The sequence below is a fragment of the Streptomyces sp. NPDC021225 genome (assembly GCF_044332865.1).
GTDB lineage: Bacteria > Actinomycetota > Actinomycetes > Streptomycetales > Streptomycetaceae > Streptomyces.
The window spans coordinates 735,508-755,630 of sequence record NZ_JBIRPV010000005.1; the positions used below are offsets into that span (position 1 = coordinate 735,508).

General features: G+C 72.6%; 16 protein-coding genes. 1 reads left to right on the top strand and 15 read right to left on the bottom strand.

What is annotated here, in order from left to right:
- Positions 1 to 19: 19 nt before the first annotated feature.
- The 3 genes from ACH4S9_RS25360 to ACH4S9_RS25370 all read right to left on the bottom strand — a co-directional run bounded on the left by ACH4S9_RS25360 (position 20) and on the right by ACH4S9_RS25370 (position 2,755).
- A complete protein-coding gene (locus ACH4S9_RS25360; protein ID WP_398373934.1) occupies positions 20 to 712 on the bottom strand; it encodes a lasso peptide biosynthesis PqqD family chaperone in 693 nt (230 codons plus the stop codon).
- Positions 709 to 2,547, bottom strand: a complete 1,839-nt coding sequence (locus ACH4S9_RS25365; RefSeq protein WP_398373935.1) for an asparagine synthase-related protein — start codon at positions 2,545 to 2,547, stop codon at positions 709 to 711. Before ACH4S9_RS25365 ends, ACH4S9_RS25360 begins: the two co-directional genes overlap by 4 nt.
- 73 nt (positions 2,548 to 2,620) lie before the next feature.
- On the bottom strand, positions 2,621 to 2,755 hold the full coding sequence (locus ACH4S9_RS25370) for a lasso RiPP family leader peptide-containing protein (RefSeq protein ID WP_311728424.1): 135 nt from the start codon (positions 2,753 to 2,755) through the stop codon (positions 2,621 to 2,623).
- 310 nt (positions 2,756 to 3,065) lie between these two features.
- Here ACH4S9_RS25370 and ACH4S9_RS25375 point away from each other — a divergent pair, with 310 nt between their 5' ends.
- The gene (locus ACH4S9_RS25375) at positions 3,066 to 3,989 is read left to right on the top strand and encodes an MBL fold metallo-hydrolase (RefSeq protein ID WP_398373936.1); all 924 of its coding nucleotides are present in this window, start codon (positions 3,066 to 3,068) and stop codon (positions 3,987 to 3,989) included.
- Between the two features lie 93 nt (positions 3,990 to 4,082).
- Here ACH4S9_RS25375 and ACH4S9_RS25380 read toward each other — a convergent pair whose 3' ends face one another.
- The 12 genes from ACH4S9_RS25380 to ACH4S9_RS25435 form a co-directional block, all read right to left on the bottom strand.
- Positions 4,083 to 4,964: a peptidoglycan-binding protein gene (locus tag ACH4S9_RS25380; protein ID WP_311728426.1), complete on the bottom strand. Its 882-nt coding sequence runs from the start codon at positions 4,962 to 4,964 to the stop codon at positions 4,083 to 4,085.
- Between the two features lie 79 nt (positions 4,965 to 5,043).
- The gene (locus tag ACH4S9_RS25385; protein WP_385348193.1) at positions 5,044 to 6,567 is read right to left on the bottom strand and encodes a DUF6519 domain-containing protein; all 1,524 of its coding nucleotides are present in this window, start codon (positions 6,565 to 6,567) and stop codon (positions 5,044 to 5,046) included.
- Positions 6,568 to 6,651: 84 nt separating this feature from the next.
- The gene (locus tag ACH4S9_RS25390) at positions 6,652 to 8,826 is read right to left on the bottom strand and encodes a hypothetical protein (protein WP_398373937.1); all 2,175 of its coding nucleotides are present in this window, start codon (positions 8,824 to 8,826) and stop codon (positions 6,652 to 6,654) included.
- Complete coding sequence (locus ACH4S9_RS25395; RefSeq protein WP_398373938.1) at positions 8,823 to 12,728, bottom strand: putative baseplate assembly protein; 3,906 nt, start codon at positions 12,726 to 12,728, stop codon at positions 8,823 to 8,825. The genes ACH4S9_RS25390 and ACH4S9_RS25395 overlap by 4 nt, the downstream gene beginning before the upstream one ends.
- A complete protein-coding gene (locus ACH4S9_RS25400; RefSeq protein ID WP_398373939.1) occupies positions 12,725 to 15,913 on the bottom strand; it encodes a putative baseplate assembly protein in 3,189 nt (1,062 codons plus the stop codon). Before ACH4S9_RS25400 ends, ACH4S9_RS25395 begins: the two co-directional genes overlap by 4 nt.
- Complete coding sequence (locus ACH4S9_RS25405; protein WP_311728432.1) at positions 15,910 to 16,293, bottom strand: GPW/gp25 family protein; 384 nt, start codon at positions 16,291 to 16,293, stop codon at positions 15,910 to 15,912. The genes ACH4S9_RS25400 and ACH4S9_RS25405 overlap by 4 nt, the downstream gene beginning before the upstream one ends.
- A complete protein-coding gene (locus ACH4S9_RS25410; protein WP_398373940.1) occupies positions 16,290 to 16,637 on the bottom strand; it encodes a hypothetical protein in 348 nt (115 codons plus the stop codon). The genes ACH4S9_RS25405 and ACH4S9_RS25410 overlap by 4 nt, the downstream gene beginning before the upstream one ends.
- 27 nt (positions 16,638 to 16,664) lie before the next feature.
- Positions 16,665 to 17,198, bottom strand: a complete 534-nt coding sequence (locus ACH4S9_RS25415) for a phage baseplate assembly protein V (RefSeq protein WP_311728434.1) — start codon at positions 17,196 to 17,198, stop codon at positions 16,665 to 16,667.
- Between the two features lie 16 nt (positions 17,199 to 17,214).
- A complete protein-coding gene (locus tag ACH4S9_RS25420; RefSeq protein WP_358844664.1) occupies positions 17,215 to 18,354 on the bottom strand; it encodes a hypothetical protein in 1,140 nt (379 codons plus the stop codon).
- Complete coding sequence (locus tag ACH4S9_RS25425; RefSeq protein ID WP_398373941.1) at positions 18,344 to 18,724, bottom strand: hypothetical protein; 381 nt, start codon at positions 18,722 to 18,724, stop codon at positions 18,344 to 18,346. Before ACH4S9_RS25425 ends, ACH4S9_RS25420 begins: the two co-directional genes overlap by 11 nt.
- Positions 18,725 to 18,744: 20 nt before the next feature.
- The gene (locus ACH4S9_RS25430; protein WP_398373942.1) at positions 18,745 to 19,416 is read right to left on the bottom strand and encodes a hypothetical protein; all 672 of its coding nucleotides are present in this window, start codon (positions 19,414 to 19,416) and stop codon (positions 18,745 to 18,747) included.
- Positions 19,413 to 20,111 carry a hypothetical protein gene (locus ACH4S9_RS25435; RefSeq protein WP_385348212.1) on the bottom strand — a complete coding sequence of 233 codons (699 nt, stop codon included), beginning with the start codon at positions 20,109 to 20,111 and terminating at the stop codon, positions 19,413 to 19,415. The genes ACH4S9_RS25430 and ACH4S9_RS25435 overlap by 4 nt, the downstream gene beginning before the upstream one ends.
- Positions 20,112 to 20,123 lie beyond the last annotated feature (12 nt).

Sequence of the window (20,123 nt, forward strand, 5' to 3'; positions counted from 1 at the left end):
GTCGGCGGGGACACGGCCTTTACCGCCGTCTCGACCTCCGCTCCGGGGGGACGGTGATGATGGGGGTGTAGCCGCGCTCGTGGGCGGGTTCGCCGATCGGCTCGCCGTCCACGGCCACCCAGGCGTGTGCGCCGAACGGGTCGGTACGCACCCCCGTGCACCAGGTCGGCCATACCCCGCGGGCCCGGCACAGCAGGGTGGTGGCCAGTGAGCGGCGCAGACAGCTTCGGGTGGCGGCGCAGCGGGCGCTGACCGTGACCACGGCGTGCCGGGCGGCGGCGGTCTGTTCGGGAGTGGCGGGGGACGCGCCGCGGCGCAGCAGGCGGAGCACGGCGCGGATGTGGCGGGGCCGGGCGCGGGCCAGTGGGCCGGCGGCCGCGGCGCACAGCGCGGTCAGTACGCGGTGCGCCGGGGTGATCCTTCCCGGCGCGGGCGTCGGGTCGGGCGCCGGGGCATCGGTCAGCAGGCCGCGCTCGCGCAGGGTGGCCAGGAGCTGCTCGACGTCCCCGGCGGCGCGGTCGGCGGCCGCGGGGTATCTGCCGGCCAGCGCTGCGGCCGCCTGCCGCGGTGTTTCGCCGTCGAGGAGGTGGCGCAGGATGAGCGCGCCGGTGGTGTTCAGCTGCCAGTAGCGCCCGGACCGCTCATCGAGCAGCACCATGCCGCCCTCGGTGGTCGCGCAGGTCACCTGCGGCCGCAACACGATGGGTGTCAACGAGCACCTCCGTTTGGTTGAACGGGCCATGGGCGCGGTCGCTCGGCCACCGAGCGCAGCCAGATCTCACCGGCCACGGTGTGCGTCACCAGGGCCAGTTCGGGCACCGAAGCGTGTGTACGCAGGGCGCGGCGCAGCCGCTCCGGGTCGATCAGACCGGCCTTGGCCAGCAGCGAACCGTCCAGGAGGGCCAGGATCTCGCCGCGTCGGCGGCGCAGCGCGCGGTAGAAGTCGGTGCCGTAGCGGCCCTTCGAGGTGCGGCGCAGGATCTCGCGCGGCACGATGCCGTCCATCGCCTCGGTCAGCAGCGGCTTGAAGCGGCCCGGGACACTCGCCTCCAGCGGGCGGACGGACAGCGCGGCGGCCACGACCGCGTCGTCGGTGTAGGGGATCGCGTAACGGGGGCCGGGGAGAGCCTGGTTCATCTGACGGATCGCGTTGCCGCCCTCACGCACCTGCGAGAGCACGGCGTGCAGAGACCGCTGCGGGGCCAGTGGCCCGGGGCAGCGGGCAGCGGCCTCTTCGAGTGCCGCCGCGGCGGCGCGTACCGCCCCGGGGGTGGCCCACCCGGGCATACGGGGCGGCGGCTGCCAGCCCAGTTGGCTCGCCGACGGGGCCGGTTGCGACGCGGTCAGATCGCGGGCCGCCCGGTGCAGCCACCGCTGGTAGCCGCCCCGGTCGCAGACCGCGCGCAGCGCCTCCGTACGGCCCACCCGCCAGTCGAAGCGCAGGCGCCGCAGACGCCGCGACACCAGCAGCGGATGCGACCGCACCAGGTCGGTCAGGTGCGCGGGCGACGGGGTGAACAGCTCGTCTCCACCACCTCCGCACAGATGCAGCCGGGAACCGTGCGCCCCCACGCGCTCCAGGACATCGCTCTGCTTCGCCACATCCCGCGCCCACGCCACCGGCTCCTCGGTCGCCAGGCGCATCCCGTCCACCCCGGCGAACCAGTCCGGCGTCTCGCGCTGCGCCACCACCAGATGGGTGGCCCCCGGCAGCGCCGCGACCGCCCGCCGCGCCCAGACGACGTCGTCGTTCTGCGCGTCCACGCCCTCCCAGCGCAGCGTCACCAACTCGGCCTCGCCTTGGGCGGCCGCGAGAAAACACAGGCTGGTCGAGTCAAGGCCGCCCGACAGATCCGCACTGACGGTCCGGCCACCGGCCGTGCAGGTGGCCACCGCCTCGGTCAGCGCGGCGCGCACCCCCTCGGCCGCCGCGCGCAACCCGAGCTCCGGCGCGGGCGGACGCCACCACCGCACGGTGCGCTGAGCCCCGTCCCGCTCCCACACCAGCGCCTCGTCGGGCCGCACCGCCCGCACGTGGCGCCATATGGTGCGCCCGCCCAGCGCCGTCCACGAGATGGGCGGGTCCATGAGGCGCGCGGTCAGCATCTCGTGGTCCGGGGCCGCGTCGAGCAGCCCGGCCGGCACATCGGCGCCCGGCGCCGCAACCGGCACACCCCCTACGCGGGCGGTGAACAGCCGGCACGCGGCCGAGGCGGTGCCGCGCGCCCACACCCGGCCCCCGACCGAGGCCAACACGTGGTAGCTGCCCGCCACCCGCCCGACCGCGCCCTCCACCTCCCGTACGTCCCGAAGCCGCGCCACCCTCGCCCGCAGCGCCTCCGGGGTCAGCGGGCACCGGCCCAACACCGCCACCCGCGCGTCCCCCGCCTCGGCCGTCACCGCCTCCGCGCCGCGCCACCGGCCCAGCAGCCACGGCCGCCCCGACGCATGGCGCAGACAATCCAGGTCCCGCACCCCGAGCCGATCCGCCAGGGCGGCCGCCGCCTCCGTGTCCGGCAGGATCAGCCACCACGTGTCCTTGAGCACCCGCACCGCCTCAACTCGCCACCATCCGTCCAGCCGGCGGGGACGGGCCCGGCCCGCCCCCGCCGACCACCTGTCAGCCCGGATACCAGTTGTACGGGTAGAAGCCGCCGTCGTACTGGAAACCGAAGATGCCGCCCGCCGTGACCTCGGTGAAGTCACCGGCTTCCGTGACCTCCGGTGACTCGTAGACCTCAGTTGTTTCTTCCACAGGACTCACCCCCTCCCCGGCCGAAGCTCCTCGCCGAGAGCGGGCCACCCGGCCGCCCGCGGCCCCGCTCGCCCGCGTTCTGCTCCGGTCCCACGGCGAATAAGCGGTATAAGCCGCCAAACAACCCGTACGGATGGAGCGGAGGCACCGGGCGGCAATCGGGCGGCGCGCCGCCACGCCACCAACACCCCGCGCAATCCCGTTACTTGAGCTGCCGTCGACCGCCTTCCGAGCCGGTCCTCGGCGCACCGTGGGACGATTGCCGAAGCGAGTGACCGCCAGGAGAGCTATGAGGATGTGCCGCACACCGATGACCGCAGACACCGGCACCCTCCAGCCCGTGGCCGACGGCGTGTACGGCTGGATCCAGCCGGACGGCTCGTGGTGGGTCAACAACGCGGGCGTCGTGGCCACGGACGACGGGGTCGTGCTCGTCGACACCTGCGCCACCGAACGCCGTGTCCGGAACCTCCTCCGCGCGGTCGACGAGGTCACCGGCGGCGCGCCGGTGCGGTATGCGGTCAACACCCATCTGCACGGCGACCACACCCACGGCAACAGCCTGCTGCCCGAGTCGACGGTGATCGTCGCGCATGAGGCGACCCGCGCGGGGATTCTGGCCGACACCGTGATCGACGGCTGTCCGCCCGCCTGGGATCCGCTGCCGGACTGGGGCGGGGTGACCCGGCGGCCGCCCGGATTGACCTTTCGTACGGCGCTGACGCTGCACGTGGGGGAGCGGCGCGTCGAACTGCATCACCCCGGATATGCCGCGCACACCCCGGGGGACGCCGTCGCGTGGCTTCCCGAAGAGCGTGTTCTGTTCGCCGGGGATCTGCTCTTCCACCAGGTCAATCCGCTGGTGTTCATGGGATCCGTGGAGGGCGCCCTGCGCTCGCTCGACTGGATCGCCGCGTTCGAGCCCGAGCATGTCGTACCCGGGCACGGCCCGCTGATCGACGCGAACACCCTGCCCGAGGTGCTGGACACCCACCGGCGCTACTACCGGTTGGTGCTGGAGGCGGCCGAGGCGGGGTTGCGGGACGGGCTGACGCCGCTGGAGGCGGCGCGCGCCTGCTCGCTCGGCGAGTTCGCCGAGCTGCCCGACGCCGAGCGCATCGTCCTCAACCTGCACCGCGCGTACGCGGACCGCACCGGCAGCGACCCCAACCCCTTCGGATGGTTCGCCGACGCGATCGCCTACAACGGAGGGCCGCTGCCGACCCGCGTCTGAGCCGAGGTTCGGCAGTGAGTTTGTGGTGAGTACGAGACAGCGACACGCCGACGCTACGGCGTGTCGCTGTCTCGTACTCACCACACATGACGGCTACACGTTCGGGACTTTCAGCTTGTCCCAGCTCTTGCGGCCCGGGATGCCGTCCGCGTCGTCCCCGGAGTACCCCAGCTTGCGCTGCCACGCCGCGTACGACTTGCGGTCCGCCTCGGTCCACTCCGGGCCCGGCCCCTCCTCGTAGCGCCCGCAGCCCTCGGCGACCAGGCGCTTGCCCATCGCCGTGATGATCCTGCTCTCGCGGCCGTTCTGGAAGAACGCCGAGCCGGGGAACGGCTCGTACGTCGCGGGCGGCTTGGGCTGCTGCGGGGCGGGGCCGTCCGGCTTGGCGCCCAGGCGCTTGGCGATCCGGGAGCGCATGGTGTCCATCGAGAAGCCGCGCGGGTCCACCTTGCCCGGCTGCCACTCCAGATGGCCGATCACCGAGCGCTGGGTCCAGCCGTGGGCGCGGCAGATGGCCGCGGACACCTTCTCGATGGCCAGCTTCTGCGCCTCCGGCCAGGGGTCGTCGCCATCGCCGAGGTTGATGCACTCGAAGCCGTAGAAGTGGCGGTTGCCGTCGGTGTCGGCCTCGTTGTCGCGGGGCAGCGCTCTCTCGTCGATGACGGCGTTGAGCACGTCGCGGTCGCCGAGGCCCGCGTGGTTGGCGCGGCCGTTGCCGACCAGGTGGACCGCGCCCGACTTGTCGATGACGCCGTGGCACAGCGGCCCCGGCAGGGCCGAGTGGCCGTCGTAGCACAGCGCCACCGAGGAGGCCGTGCCCTTGGTGACGGTGTGGTGGATCATCACCCCGTTCACCGGGCCCCACGGGCCCTTGGAGTTGCGGTTGTGGGTGCGCCAGCTGCGGACTTCGTGGACTTCCAGTCCCTCGTCGCGCAGCGCCTTCAGCAGGCGGTCGGCGGTCAGGGGAGTGGCCATCGTTGTGCTCCTTCGAAGCGGGTACGTGGTGTGGGTACGGATCTCGTCGGCGTGGGGCTCAATCCACCCCGCGCCCGGCCTACTCCTGCGCTTCGTCCTCCGCCCGGGCCTTGGCCTCGGCCTCCGCTTCGGCCTCCGCCGCGAGCGCCGCCGCGTCCGCCGCCGGGACCGGCGCGGCCAGCGGACCGAACGCCATCCGCAGATCCACCTCCGCCTCCTCGGCCGCCACCCACGCGAGCGGCGCGTAGTGCACCCGGATCCCGGACGGGGCCTGGAGCAGCGGCTTGCGGGCCGCGTTCACCGGCCACTCGACGGCGCCCGTGGCCGTACGGGCCGGGATCAGCCAGTGGTCGCCGGAGCGGTAGGTGGCGTCGGGCGCGAAGTACACCTCGACGCCGTCCTCCAGCGGCAGCCAGCGGCCCTCCTCGACCCGGACCGCGCCGTGCCTGAGCCGCCCCGCCGTCCCCTTGCGCGCCCGCCGCGAACCCTCGCGGTGGTCCCAGCGGCGCAGGAACGGCCGCAGCTCCGGGCGGCGCCCGACGCCCGGCTCCGGCTCGCCGGACAGCCGCACCCGCCGCCCCGGCAGGTCGACCTCCTCCACCCGCAGCAGCGGCAGCGGCTCGCCACGGCTGGTGTAGGCCGTGTCCACGAACTCGACCCGGTCCCCGACGTTCAGATCCAGCTTGTCGTCACTGCCGAGGGTGGCCAACTCGACCCAAGTGCCGTCGAGTTCATCGACCGGGAACACCACCGAACCGTTCTCCCGCGACCACTTGAAGGTCGCCTCCTTCGCCGTGCCGCCCTCGTGGATCTCCACCCGGTACAGCTGGTTCTCCGGCCCCCGGTAGCGGGCGTCCGGCCGGATCAGACACGGGTCCTCGTCCGCGTGTTCCGGCCGCTCGCTGCGCGCCGCCAGCCGGGACGTGGCCGCCCCGGACTTCGCCACCCAGTCCCCGAACGCCTTGCGGACCTGGTCCTTGGTCGCGCCGGCCCCGTTCTCCAGGTCTTCCAGCTCCAGGGCCGAGCCCGCCAGCGGCAGCACCTGCCACACCACCTTGACCCGCGCCGCCGTGTCCGGCATCGCCGAGCCGAGCGCCACCTCGCGCAGCGCCGGGTCCTCGGCCGCGGTGACCGACCGCTCCCACACCTTCAGACAGGCCAGGAACGGGCGGTCCGGCAGCCGGTCGCCCGGCCGCTCCGGGTCCCGGTAGGCGTCGGGCTGGTCCCAGTACGACCAGGTGGCGGGCGGCGCGTCCGGCTCGTCGTCCGCCTCACCCTCCGCGGGTTCCTCGTCGTCGACCGCCACCCCGGGCAGCGGCCGGGTCGCGTCGCACAGGATGCCGTCGACGTAGTAGCGGCCGCCGCCGATGAGCAGGTCGTCCAGCTCGCGGCTGCCGGCCTTGAACTTGATGTGGAAGCCGGTGTCCCCGGCCGGGCCGCCGTGCTGCCCGATCAGGTCGGCGGCGATCGTACGGGCCTGGTGGAGCTGGATCGCGGCCTGCTCGTTGGCGTCGGCGTCCAGCTGTACGCGGCCCTGCTGGGCAACCACCGCCGAGTAGTGGCGGTCGGGCCGAAAGGTGAGACGCGAGAGATCGGCGTGCATGGAAGAGGTCCCCCTCGGAGGTTCGGGAAGTCTGGGCGGCGGCTGCGGGCACGGTGTCGGGGTCTCGGGGTCGGGGTCTCGGTGTCATGTCACGGCGATGACTCCCGCGTCCGTGCCCGCCGGGGTGTACTCCGCGAGCCGCGCCCGCAGACTGTCCTCGCGCTGGGGCTGGTACAGGTCGTGGAAGGCGCCCATCTCGGCCCCGTCCTCGGCGCCCCGGCGGATCTCCTCCGCACACCCGGCGGCCAACTGGCCGTACACCGGGGTGCCGTACCGCTCGCCGCTGAACCGCGGCCGCACCCGCCACGCCTCCCCGGCCCCCACCAGGTCCGGCTGGCAGCGGTGGCGGCGCGGGGTGCGCGAGCCCGGCGGCACATAGCTGAACCGCAGACATCCGACACCGCGCCGGGCCACGTGCATCCGCCCCGTGAACACGCTGTTCTCACCGATCTCGACCGCGTGCGTGTGCACCTCGCCGATGACGGTCGTGCGGTGGGCGTACAGCACGGCGTGCGCGTGGCGGCAGTCCGGGGCGGACAGGGCCGGGCGGTCGTGTCCGGTGGCGTCCAGGATGCTGTCGCGGATGTGGATCGCGAGCGGGTCGGTGTGCACCTCCTCGCCGATGACCTCGATGGTGCCCAGGACACTGCGCTCGATCTGCACACACGCGGTGGTGCGCTCCAGCACCAGGCTGGGCTCGTCGGGCGAGCGCGGCTCGCACTCCGGCTCCAGGGACCAGCCGGGGACGAGCGTGCAGTGGCGCAGCACCACGGCGCCCACCGGCCCGGTGACATTGAGGCCGCGCCCCGCGATCAGCAGCCCGTCCAGCACGATGCGCGGCGCCTCGCCGCCGCCGTCATGGTCTTCCCGCGCCCGGATGTTGAGCGCGTCGGGGCGGTTGCTGTACCAGTCCAGCAGCCGGATCACCGGCCGCGTCCCCTCGGCGGCGCGCAGTTCGAGGCGGTCGCCCGGGTCCAGGTCGAAGTCCAGCTGCTCCTGGTAGGCGCCGCTGTGCGTGATCTCGATGATGCCCTCGGGGCCGCACCGCCCGCCCCGCCGGTCGTGCTGCCACTGCCGGTACGCGTCCATGATCCGCTGGTGCGCACACCCCGGGCCGACCCGGTAGACCTCGGCGGCGGGGGAGGTCTCGCGGTCGTCCCGCTCGTACTCGCCACCGCCCATGTCGTCCGGATACGCGTGGTGGTACGTGACCCAGACCCCGTGGCGCGGCGCCGAGCGCGAGCCGAAGGCGATGCGTCCCAGCTCCGGGTCGACCACCACCTGGCCGCGCTTGGCCCGGTAGCGCCAGTCCGTCAGATCGGCCACCACGATGTCCGAGAGCGGCACCGGCTCGTCCTGGCCGTCCCGCCAGATCGTGAAGCTCTTGCCCGGCCCGTAGTAGTCGGCGAGCCGGTCCGCGAGCTGCCTGCGGCGGATGTACGCGGGCACGTTGTCGATGGCAGCGATGTGGGCGGCGGACGGCTCCGGCTCGGGGCGGGTGACCAGCGGGGTGTCGTTGCCGAGGATGGAGAAGGTGTAGAGGTTGCGGGCCCGGTCGATGCAGTACGCGGGCGCGTTGGTGAGGTGGTACGGCTTCAGCCGCCACACGAACAGCCGCACCCCGGCCGGGGTGTAGCCGCCCTGCCCGCGCCGGGAGCCCGCGCGCCGTACGTCCACCGAGCGCGCCACCGTCCCGAACGGCCCGCCCGCGAGGTCCAGCGCCGACCCGTCCCGCAGATCGGCGAGCCGGCCGCGCTCCAGGCGGCGGGTGTCCGCCGCCGCGCCGCCCGTTCCGCCGTACAGCTTGACCGGCTGGTGGTGTGCGGTGAGCCGGGACAGCTCCACGGCCCGCGCGGGCCACCCGGCCACCGATACGGACAGCTCTTCCAGCAGCGCGAGCGTGCCCTTGCGCCGCCGGTTGGCGACGGTGGCCGCCACGTCCCGGCGCGGCGCGAGCGCCTCGGCCAGCCGCAGCCGGGACGCGTGCGTGGGCCCGCCGTCCCGCAGCCCGGTGGCCAGGACCCGCTCGTAGCCGGGCAGCGGGCGGTAGCCCACCAGGTCGCCCAGGTAGGGCAGCACCCACGCGGTGGCGGTCTCCACGAACCAGTCGTCGTATTGGCGCTCGACCCCGTCGCGTACCAGATCGACCTGTTCGGCGATCACGGCGAGCAGGGCGCGCAGGGGCTCGCCCGCCTCCGCGTCCCTGAGGCGATGCCACTGCGGGAGCAGCTCCGCGAGCCCGTCCGGCTCCCTGCTCATGATGTGACCTCCGTGAGAATCAGCGTGTCCGGGACCTCCGGCGAGAACAGCGCGAGCTGGGCCGGGCGGATGCCGCGGAAGACGGACACCGAGCGGCCGCGGGGCAGCCGGCGGGTGTCGGTGATGTCGGGGTTGAGGCGCAGCAGTTCGGCGAGCGGGATGCCGTGGCGCCCGGCGACGCCGGTGAGTGTCTCGCCGTCCGCCGCGCTCACGCGGTACGTCTCCTCGGCGTACTCGGCACACCGGGCGGGGACCGCGGCGCTCGGCTCGGTGAGCCGGGCGGCCAGCTCGGCCAGCTCCCGCGGGGTGCTGGAGGCCGGGACACCGGTGAAGGCGTCCACGTCCACATAGTCGACGCCCGGCACCGCGTGGGCGGTGGCCAGCACCTCGGAGAGCAGGGCCGGCTGCCCCAACTCGCGGCCCAGGTAACCCAGGTTGCGGAGGAGTGCCGCGCGCAGCCGGGGCTCGACGAGCTCCCAGGAGTGGTCCGGCGCCACCTTCACCCGTGCCACCAGCAGAAGCAGCACCAGCTCCCGTACGTCCACGCGCACCGGCAGCCGGGTGTCCCCGTAGGCGGCCAGCGAGGAGCGCAGCGCGCGCAGCACCCGCGAGTCCTCGCCGATCGGCACGTCGTCCACCCCGGCGACCGTCACATGCAGCACCTTGCGCCGCCCGTCGAACAGCTCGCGGGCGGTGGCCCGGCCGATGCCCGCGCGCGAGCGGGCGAAGTCCTCGTAGTCCTGGAGGGACACCAGCCGGTCGAGCGCGGACACCGCGAGCGGGACGGTGCGGCGGGTCAGCCCCGGGCCGTCGCCGTCCGCGCCGCCGGTGGCGGGCTGCGGGTTGGTGACGGCGGTGACGCCCAGCGGCCGGGTCAGGGCCTGGGTGACGCGGTCCGCCGCCACGTTGGCGGCCCGGCCGGTGCCGAAGCGGTAGCGGGCCCGTACGTTCTCGTGGCCGCCGGTCAGCCGCGCGCCGTGCACACCGTCGCCGAACGTCACCGTCGTCCGCCCGTCCGCGGCGGTCCCGGTGACGTACACCCGCTCGCGCGGGCCGCGCCCGGCCAGGCTGTCCACCCGGTGCCAGAGCAGCCCGTCGACGCGCACCTCCAGCGCGGGGACGGCACCCAGCGGGTTGCCGGCCGGGAGCCAGGTCAGCGGGGACTGCCACAGAGCGAACGTCTGGTTGGCGAGGGCGGGGTCGCCGCTGCCGATCGCCTCGTCGCGGCTCTCGCCGTGCGTGGCGGGCACCACATTGCCCTGGACGCGGACGGTGTCGCGGCGGTAGCGGTAGGCCAGATCGGCGGTGAGGGTGAGGGTGGTGTGCACATGGTCGCCGGGCAGTTCGGGGTCGACGCGCTGGTCGACGGCGGCGATCACCGCCAGCTCCGTGCCGCGCACACCTGACGAGTCGGCCGCCCCTGGGATGTCAGTGCGCTCGCCGGAGACGACGATCCGGCGGCCGGGCCGCAGCCCGTCGTACAGCTCCGCCAGCTCGATCTCGTTGCCGTGCACGTCCTCGCCCAGAGGCTCGTCCGCCGGGCGCAGCGCCTCGCCGCCCGCGTGCACGGTGGTGTCGCGGATCGCGGAGAGCACGACGTCGTGCTCGTCGAGCCAGGGGTCGGCGAGCGTCAGCTCGGTGCCGCGCCCCGTGATGCCGTAGTTGGTGTACGCGGCGGTGCGCACGGCCGTCACGCGCGTGGTGACGAACGCGAGCTTCTTGTCGCCCGGGATGCCGTCCGGCTCCGTGGAGCCCTTGCGCGGGCGCTCGATGGCCACCCAGCTGCCGACCGCGAGGGAGCTCTGCACCGAGTCCAGCGGCAGGACATAGCGGTTGGCGGGCTCCGGCACGGTCGCGATGCCGATCTCGACGGCCGGCGGCTCGCTGCCCGGGGTGTACCGGACGGTCAGCTCGTACCGGCCGTAGGTGACGTGGACCGGAGCCTGGCCGCGCGTCAGCGTCCACTGCCGCGGGTCGCCGTTGGCCACGACGACCTGCACCCGGCCGTCCTCGGCGGGCCGGGAGACGAACAGCGTGAGCGCGGGCAGGCCCGGCAGCAGCACCGCCGTGACCCCGGGCTCCTGGGAGTCGGTGGGGCGGCTCCTGAGCCAGCCCAGGTCGTGGTCCTGGCCGACGCGAGTGGACAGCCGGACCTTGCCGGGGCCCAGGTCGAACTCCGTGTCCCTGGGCAGATTCTCGCTGACCTGCCACGAGGTGCCGGTCTCGATGTGCTGGAACTCCGCCTTCGCCGGCACCTTGCCCGCCGGGTCGAACACGACCCGCACGCTGGTCAACTCGCCGCCGGTCAGTGGCCAGTCGGCCTGCCGGATCACCCGGCCCCGGTCGTCCTGGACGGGCCTGAGCGGCGCCGTCGCCCCAAAGGGCGCGGCCGTCACCCGCATCGCCAGCAGCTCGCGCAGCACGGGGACGGCGGGAGCGGCTGGAGCGGCGGGAGCGGTTCTGGGCGGGGCGGCCCGGCGCCACGCCGCGTACATCCCGTCGGCCACCCGCGGGTCCAGCGCGGACAGCAGCCCGGCGGCCAGGTCCGAGCCCGGCGCGAACAGCCGCTCCGGGTCATGCGCCGCCCGGGACCCGGCGCCGGACGGAGGCCGTACGACGCGGGTGCGCAGGGCGGGCAGTACGGCGCCGAGCGCGCGCACGGCGGCGGAGCCGTGCGGCGCGGCGGCCTCGGCCGCTGTCTCAAGGGGCCGGTCCGCGGCGAGCTGCGACCGCGGCCGGACCGTGTCGGACCGGGCGGCCTCCGACTCCCCGGCCCGCTCCCGCAGTTCGCCGATCACCGCCTCCAGCCGCTCGAACCAGGCGGCGACCTCTTCGTACGGGGCGGCCAGCACCTGCGCCTCGGCCAGCCGGTCGTGCGGCTCGGCCAGCCGCCGGGCGAGCTGGCCCGGCGTGGTGATCCCCTCCAGGTCGGCCCGCAGCGGCGCCAGCACCTGCGCGTCGAAGTCCTCGATCAGCCGGCTGACCGGGCGCGGATCGGGGTGGTCGGGGGTGGGCTCGGCGTCCCCCCGGTCGTCCGGGTCCTCCGCCGCCTCCGGGTCGGTGATCCACCGGCGTACCTCGTCCACCAGCTCCTTGAGGGACGGCGGGGCGGACTGCGGCAGCCCGATCGCCGTCACGTCCTCCTCCCGGTCGACGCTCACCGCCGCCACCGGCAGCAGCAGCCTCCCCCAGCTACCGCTGGGAGGTGCCCCCTGACCGCTCCCGGAGTCCGGCGTTCCGCCGAAGACGAACAGCAGCCGGTCGCCGACGGCGAGCGCAAGCGAGGTCCCGGCCAGCAGGAGCCGCGACCGCCGCCGCAGGTCGTCGGGGCCGAGCAGGGCCGGGCGGCGGCGCCGCACCGCCAGCTCGTTCCAGGCCCAGCGGGCCGTCAGGTCCTCGCTCGTCTCGAAGGTCTGCGACTCCTCCCCCGAGGCTGCGGGCACGCTGTGGCTGATGGCCCCGCGCGGAATCGTCACCACCACGTCCTCGGCGCGCGGATCCCGGTCCAGCGTGTACGCGAGGTGGGTGTCGGCCGCCACGCCCGGCCGCGGGACATGCCCGACCAGCCGCCCCAGGAGGGTGAGCGAGCGGTAGTCGTCGGCGGTGCGCAGATAGCCCTCGTCGGCGATCCGCTCGGAGTGGAAGGTGAGCAGATCGCCCAGGACCGCCCAGGCGTCCAGCAGCCCGATCGACGGGTCGTCCGGGGTGCGTACGGTCAGGCCGCGCAGCGCCGGGTAGGCGGGCGAGGCGAGCCGGTCGAGCATGGCGGCCAGGAAGGAGCCGTACTCGCCGACCCGGTAGTCCAGGGCCGCCCGGCCGGGCGGGTTGTGCGGGGCGCCGGGGGCCCGGCGCTCGTCGTGTCCACCGCAGCCACATCCGCAGGTGTTCGGGTGGTCGCTCATTTGGCCCCCTTCAACTCGATGGCCAGGCGGCCGTTCTCGGGCCGGTCGGGGTCGTTGTCGCATTGGGCGATCTCCAGGGGGCCGATCCGCAGCACGCCTTCGTCCAGCGCCTCGCCGCCCGACGTCTCGTACGACGTGCCGTCGTCGGGCTCCTTCGGCCCCTCGAGGCCCTCGTGCCACAGCCGCCGCAGCCGGACCACCTCTACGCTCAGCACCCCCGGCACCGCAGCCGCCACGGCCACCAGGCGGCTCAGCCGCACCGGCTCGCCGAAGGTCAGGGCGTCGGGGTGGAAGAAGCCGAGCCGCCCGCCGGACAGCCGGCGGCCGCCCAGCACCCGGTACAGCTCGGCGAGGATCTGCCCGTGCTGATGCCCGGGCGCCGCGCACACCTCGACCGCGATGTCCAGCGGTACGGGGCGGGCCGGGCCGACCACCAGGTCGTGCCCGATCCGGCGGTAGCCCTCCAGGACGTGCGCCACCGAGTCAAGCAGCGCGGGGGATGGCGCCCCCGTCCCATACGCGTCGACGGCGATGTGCGCCTCCTGCACACTGCCGGTCCAGCGGATCTCCGCCGCCGCCCGCTGCACCCCGGGCAGCCCGGACGCGAGCGCCGCGTAGTCCTCGGCGGTGACGGCCCGGTGCCGGGTGCGCCTGAGGTCCAGCGGGGCCAGCTGGCGCACCTGCTCGACCGGCTCGGGCTCGGTGCCCCCGACGGCGGGCAGCGGATTGCGCACCCCGGCCACCGGCATGGGCCGCCCGGTGTCGGCCGCGTCCGCGTCTCGGCAGAGCACCAGATGGTTGATCGCCTCGGCGCCCACGTTGCCCGCTTTTCCGCCGCCCAGCCGGTAGTGGACCGCGAGGTGCGCCCCGGGCTTCGGCCGGGCGCCGTGCCTGCCGTCGCCGAAGCGCAGCGCGAGCCGGCCGTCGTCCTCCAGCTCGCCGACGAAGTGCCGGTCGCGGGGGCGGGAGCTCAGCAGATCCCGGTGCGGCGTCCAGGTCGCGCCGTCCTCGTCCACGCGTACGGCCGGGAGCGCGGCCCGGGGATCCTGGACGAGCGCGGCGGCAGGACCGTGCAGCACCGGGTCCTCCGGGTGCAGCCCGGCCGCGTACGCGCGGCCCCAACTGTGCGCGATCTCCCAGGCGATGCGCCCGTCCAGGACCGTGCCCGCCCGCGCCCTCGCCGTCAGTACGTCGAGGCGCCGCAGCTTGGGGTCGAGCAGCCGGTCGGAGCGGTGCAGCAGCTCGCGCAGCGCCCGGACGGGATGGCGGGCCAGCTCGAGCCGCTCCAGCACCCGTAGCCCGAACAGGACGGTGAGCTCGGCGACTTCCGCGTCCGAGAGCCCGTCGCGGTCGCGGGCGCTGCGCCACAGTTCGGTGAGGCGGCTCCGGACACGGTCCGGGACGGCGGCCAGGTGCCCGGCCTGACCGGCCGCGATATGGCGCGGGTCGGGGAAGGGCACGGCCTGGGCCACGGGGGAGCGGTGCAGCACGGGGCGGAAGCGGGTGGCGATGCCCGGGTAGACGGACTGGGCGAGGAGCGTCCGCAACGCCTCGGCCTGCGCGTACGCCGTGCCGGGCACCACCTTCTCGCGCCGCTGTCCGGCCAGCTCAAGGCCGATCCCGGCCCGGCCGGTCGGCTCCTCGCCGACGGTGGTGAACAGCTCCCGTACGTCCTCGCCGGTCAGCAGCCGCCCGTGCCCGGTCTTGTCGAGGAGCGAGTCGATGAGGCGTGCGGGCGCGTTCCCCGCGTCCTTGTCGAAGCAGCCGAAGGCGGGCGGGCAGCAGGAGCCGAGGACGGCGGGGACGGGCGGCACGGTGAAGGTCTCCGGGGTGCCGCAGCGATACGTCAGCGACCGGCCGTGGTCGACGAGCACCACATTGCCCCGCGCCACACTCACGTCCTCGATCGGCGCGCAGTCCGTGCCGCCTCGCGTGCCCGCCGTGCCCGACAGACACAGCGGGAAGGCGAGGGCGTCCTCCCGCGCCCAGGTGACCTCCAGGACCGGCTGCTCGGCCAGCCGGTCGACGGCCGGGGTGACGGAGGCCAGGCGCACCGCCTGCCGATGCGCCGGGTCGGCGTCGCCGGGCGTGCCGGAACGCGGCCCCAGCACCTCCTCGAACAGCAGCAGATCGCCGGGTTTCAGGTCCAGCCTCCGGGCCTCGCACTTCTCGTCCGCCCACTCGTCGCGCAGCGTCGCGGAGGTGGCGCCGACGGGCAGCGAGCAGACATCGCCGCCCCAGGTCCACAGGCGGATGGTGTTGTGGGCGGGCAGCAGCCGGGCGGGCCTGTCGGCCACGACCGGCTCGAACACCTGGACCGAGCCGCGCTCGTCCAGCACGGCCAGCTCGCGGTCGTCGAGCACGGTGCCGAGGTCGGGGCGGTCGAGCGGGCCGAGCGTACGGACGTCGACGGCGGCGAAGCGGAATTCCCCGGGGCGCAGCGTCAGCGGCTCGACCGTCTCGACGGTGACGAACGCGCGGGCGTTGCAGCCGTCGTGCATCGGGTAGTCGATGAGCCGGACATGGCGGCGTACGGACACCCGGCGGCGGGCGGTGTCGAGGTACGCCTCGGTGGCCACCGCGTCCTGGTGGTAGCTGATCTGGTCGGCGGTGTAGGCGAGCAGATCGACCAGGGTGGTGCCGAGGTCGGCGGCGTTGCGCTCGACCCAGTCGGGGGTGGTGAGGCGGAGCCGGTCCAGGACGACCTGGCGGAGGGTGTCGTAGTCGCGGGCCGTGTAGTCGATGACCGGGGCGGGGCGGAAGGTGGGCGGGTAGTCCGCTCCTTCGTCCTTGCAGTCGAAGGGGGTGGGACAGTCGGGCCGAAAGGTGAACTCCGCCTGGTGGTACCGCTGGTCGAACCCGGGGAAGGGCTCGGTGCCCGGCTGCCCGTACGGATCGGTCTCGACGACGGAGAGCCGGTAGACGGACGTGTCCCCGGCCCGGTCGACCGTGACGTACAGCTTGTCGTCGAGCTCGGGGTCCTCCTCGCGCTCGACGGAGATCTCGACGACCTCGATGCCGGTGATCCGGCGGCCGCCGTCGACGCGTACGTTCTCCGGGCACAGGCCGTGCGGGGCCTTGCCGAGAAAGGTCACGGTGAGGGTGAGCCCGTCATCGCCGACCTCGACGGCGTCGATCCCGTTGAGGTGGGCGGCCCTGATGAGGCGCCGACGTGTGGCGCTCATGCGGCTCCCCTCCCCTCGAACACCTCGTCGCGGCGGCTGGCGGTGGAGCGCACCACGTACCGCAGATGGACCCGCACCACGTTCTCCTCGCTCACCACGTCCAGGGACTCCACCTCGATCAGCTCGCCGAGCCAGCGCTGTAGCGAGGCCTGCACGGACAGCTCCACGGCGGAGGCCAGCTCCGGGCTGTTGGGGGTGAAGACGAGATCCAGCAGCCCACACCCGAAGTCGGGCCGCATCACGCGCTCACCGGGGCTGGTGAACAGCAACTGTTCGATCAGGTCGCGCACATGGTCGTCGTAGTCGGCATGCGCGGTGCGCCCGCGCCGGTCGACACGAAAGGGAAACGCGATATCGGTCCGTACCGTCCGGGCCCTCATCCGCACCTCACTCCTTGCCGCGCGGCGTCGACGACGGGCGCCCCCTGCGGCACGAGCCCCGCGCTGAAGCACTGTGCCGTGGAGGTGTCGAGCAGTACGGGCACGCCGTCGATCAGCACCGCGTCGCGGTCCGGAGTCCACCGGACGGTGGTGCACGGCAGCGGGACGCCATCGACGGTGTGCGGGCAGCCGGCCACCATGAAGACGTCATCGGCGGTCGGCACGGGCTGCCCGTCGAGCCGCACGCCGGACGACGGAACGGAGGCCGGCCGCGCGCGTCCGCCGTGCGGGCACCTGATCACGGTTTCCGTGTGGCCGACGAGATTCCCGGAATTCCCGGACACGTCTGTTGTCCCTCCCCGTTCTTCGAGCTAACGCTTTTTGGGCACGGTCAGCCGGCCCTCGTTGATGTCGACCTGATTTCCGACCAGCGAAATCGACGCTCCCTGGCCGTTGTTGATGTGCACCCCGCTCGCGTCGATCTTCACGTAGGCCCCGCCGGGGGCCTGGAGCAGAATTCCGTCGGCCGGGACGTCGGACATCACGATCTTGTGTTTGCCCGGCGTCTGGATCACGACGGGATGCGCCGTCGCCGGATCGCTCCGCGCGTCCTCCGGCAGCTGGTCGTTCGCCCCGAACCAGCACCCCGTCCAGATCGGGAAGCTCGGATCCCCCTGCTCGAACTCCACCCACACCCCCGCCCCGACGGACGGCACGACGTACTGCCCGGCGGGCCGCTGCTGATCCCCCGTGAAGGGGAAGCAGGGCATGGCCCAGGTCGACACCTCACCACCGAGCACATCGGGCACCTCGACGGTGATCCGGCCTATTCCGAGCGGGTCCTGGTTGTCCCGCACCCGGCCCCGGAACTTGCCGAGGAATCGGTTGTTGGGGGTTGCCGCCATGGGCGCTCCTGATCCTTTACGGACGAACGGTGCCGCTCCGGGCGATCAGCCCTTCGCGCGAGATGGTGAAGTTCTGCTGGAACGAGCCGGGCCGGATGTTGTGGGTGACCGATTTGACGTAGTAGTCGCCGTCGTAGGTGACCCCCGCGCCCCGGACCCCCACCAACTCGCGCGGCTGGAGGACATACCCGTGCCGATTGACGTCGAGCGAACCGGAACCGGAAATCGCGTCGGCGGAGGTGGCCGCCCTTGCCAGGGCTTCAGCCTCGGCCTGTGGCCGGTCCTTCTTGGCGGTGCCGGAGAGCGTCTTGCGCTTGAGGGCGGGGGTGGCCCGTTTGCCGAGGGGCGGGCGGAGGGGGCTGATATCGGGTTGCGCGAGGAGCGTGGATGTACGGGTCCTTGGATCCTGCACCCGGGCCTGGGGCTCCTCGCGGGCAGTGCCGTCGTAGGCGAAAGTCAGCTGATCGACGGTCGAGTTGACGTCCATATTGACGTTGAGGGCGTGCTGCCGCTCACCGAGCCTTTTCTCCGGGCCCCAGTAGGCGGTGGAGTGGCCGGCCGTGGGCCCGGGGACGAGATAGAAGGTGTAGCCGTTGGCCCGGGCCAGGTCGTTGACGTACTGGAGGTCGGTGCCGGTCTGGTAGTCGACGCGGTATCGCTCATTGGGCGGCTGGAGGATCTGCTCCTTGACGACGTGGGCGTCGATTCCGTAGTCCGTGTACTTGGCGAGAATGCGGGTGACGCGCTGGTAGGGGGCGAGGTTGGGGTAGCGGTCGGTCCGCTCCTCGAGGTCCATGAGGAGGGTCAGGTCCTCGCCGGTGACGGTGAGGGTCGTCTGGCCCGGCTGATTGCTGGCGCCCACCTCGTGGCGCACGATCAGCCCATCGAGGAGAACGACGGGCGTTCCCTTGATGGACGCCGTGACGACCACCCTCGTGCGCGGGTCGAAGAACCCCTCGGGCAGCAACCGCTCGATGATCGCGCCCTTTTTGGTCAGATCGAACGCCATCTGAAAGCCGCTGCGCTCGCCCGCGGTCATGGTGATCTGCGCGGACAGCAGCGCCTCGGTGACCTCGGGCGGCACGGGGCGGGTGAGCTTGGGCCCCATGCGCATCTCGAGATGGATCGGCCCCTGCCCGACGGGCTCATCGGCCATGACCACCTCCCGGGAACCCGCCCGGGATGTCGATCTCCTCACCGGGCTCGGCGGTCAGCTCCCGGGGATCGAGCACCGGGTTGGCGTCCGCGATCCGCCACCACTGGGCGGGGTCGCCGAAGTAGCGCCGGCCCAGGTGATCGGGGCGTTCGCCGCTGCTGACGGTGTGGGGAGCGGTGTCCTCGTGAGTGGTGTCCTCGCCGGGGTCCGGGAGTGGGGGGAGAAGCCTGCGCTTGGCGTATCGGACGGGAGTACCGTCCGGTTGTATGTGCACGCCGATCTCGGCGTCGTGGTAGCGGCTGGATCGGGGATAGGGGTGTGACCCCGGAATCTCGTCCAGCGCGCTCTCGTAAGGCTCAATGCCGGCCATGTCTGCTGTGCCCTCCCCGATCAGATGTCACCGCTGTTGAGCCCCAGCGAGCTGAGACTTCCACTGCGCGCGGCCTTGGCCAGGCGCTCCTTCTGCGCGAGATGCGCGAGGTAGAGCTCGGCGCCTCGGTGGCCGGCCGGGAGGTCGCTGACGGTCAGCACCTTCATCCCGATGCTGAGGGATGCGCGGATGGGGTTGAGGTTCACGTCGAACGCGGATTCGTTGATCGAGAGCTCGGTGATGCGGACGGGCATGACGCGCTTGCTGCCCCAGGTGAAGAGGGTCAGTGGCATTTCGATGGGGCTGATCTCGATGGTGCCCTTCTTGGAGAGGTTGGAGGCGGCGCGGAGTTGGGCGGTGGTCGGCTGCACGAGCATTTCGAGGACGGCGAGTTGGGGGTGGATCCCGTCGGGGGCCGCGACGTCGAACTGATCGGTCGCGTCGATTTCGGCCGTGAACTTCCATGTCTCCTGGGCGGGGCCCTTGAGACGCAGGGCCTCGTTTCTGTCCCCGCCTCCGCTACCGCCTCCGCCGCCGTCTGCCTGGTCTCCGGCGGATTGGGGGGAGAGTGAGCGTTCCAGGGTGTCGGGGTTGAACTGCAACACGATGATGCGTTGGGGGGTGCCGCGCTCGGGGTCGACGATGACGATGCCGGAGCGGATGGGCCTGGGTATGTCTGCGTAGCGGGTCACAGGCGGGCCTCGAGACGGGTGCGAAGGGAAGAGTAGTCGCGGTCCGGAAAGAGTTCTGGAAATACCAGGAGCATGTTCTTGAGGTTGTTTGCGTTCTCCGAGAAATCTTGCCTGCTCAGCGAGATGTCTGCGAATAGATACTGCCAGCCGTACGCCCCCTTGGTAAGGAGCAGCGTTTCGAGATATTCGCAGTAGCCGATTTCAAGCTTAATGAACCCTGGCGGATGGGGTGGCTGCTCGATGTCTGCGATGTCGCTGTACCAGAGTTCAAGTTCCTCGACGTCCGCCTGCATGCGAATGTAGGTCTGAATTCCTGCACCCGATTTGGGTGTTCGATCGATTGGGCATAGCTGCGACAAGAATTCACGATGAAAGTCTGTTTTCCCTCTTCCTGTCCCGGGATCGCTGACCTGGAGGGCGTCGTGAAAATTGATGAGGTTGAACTCGCCCCTGGCATCCGGTAGATCCTTGACAGTTCTCCATGCGGTGCCGAGCTCATAGAACCGAAGATAACAGCCAAGCATGTTTTCGCTGAAACGCACCCCCTCCCATGATTCATCGTATTCTTCCGGAAGGATGCTGGAGAGTGGCCTTTCCAGGTCTGTGCCGCTGCATTGATATTCCAAAAGAGGGCACATTTCGATCTCTTTAATAGAGTCCAGATGTAACTGCTCGTTCCGTGTAAGCGACGACATTGATCTCCTCCG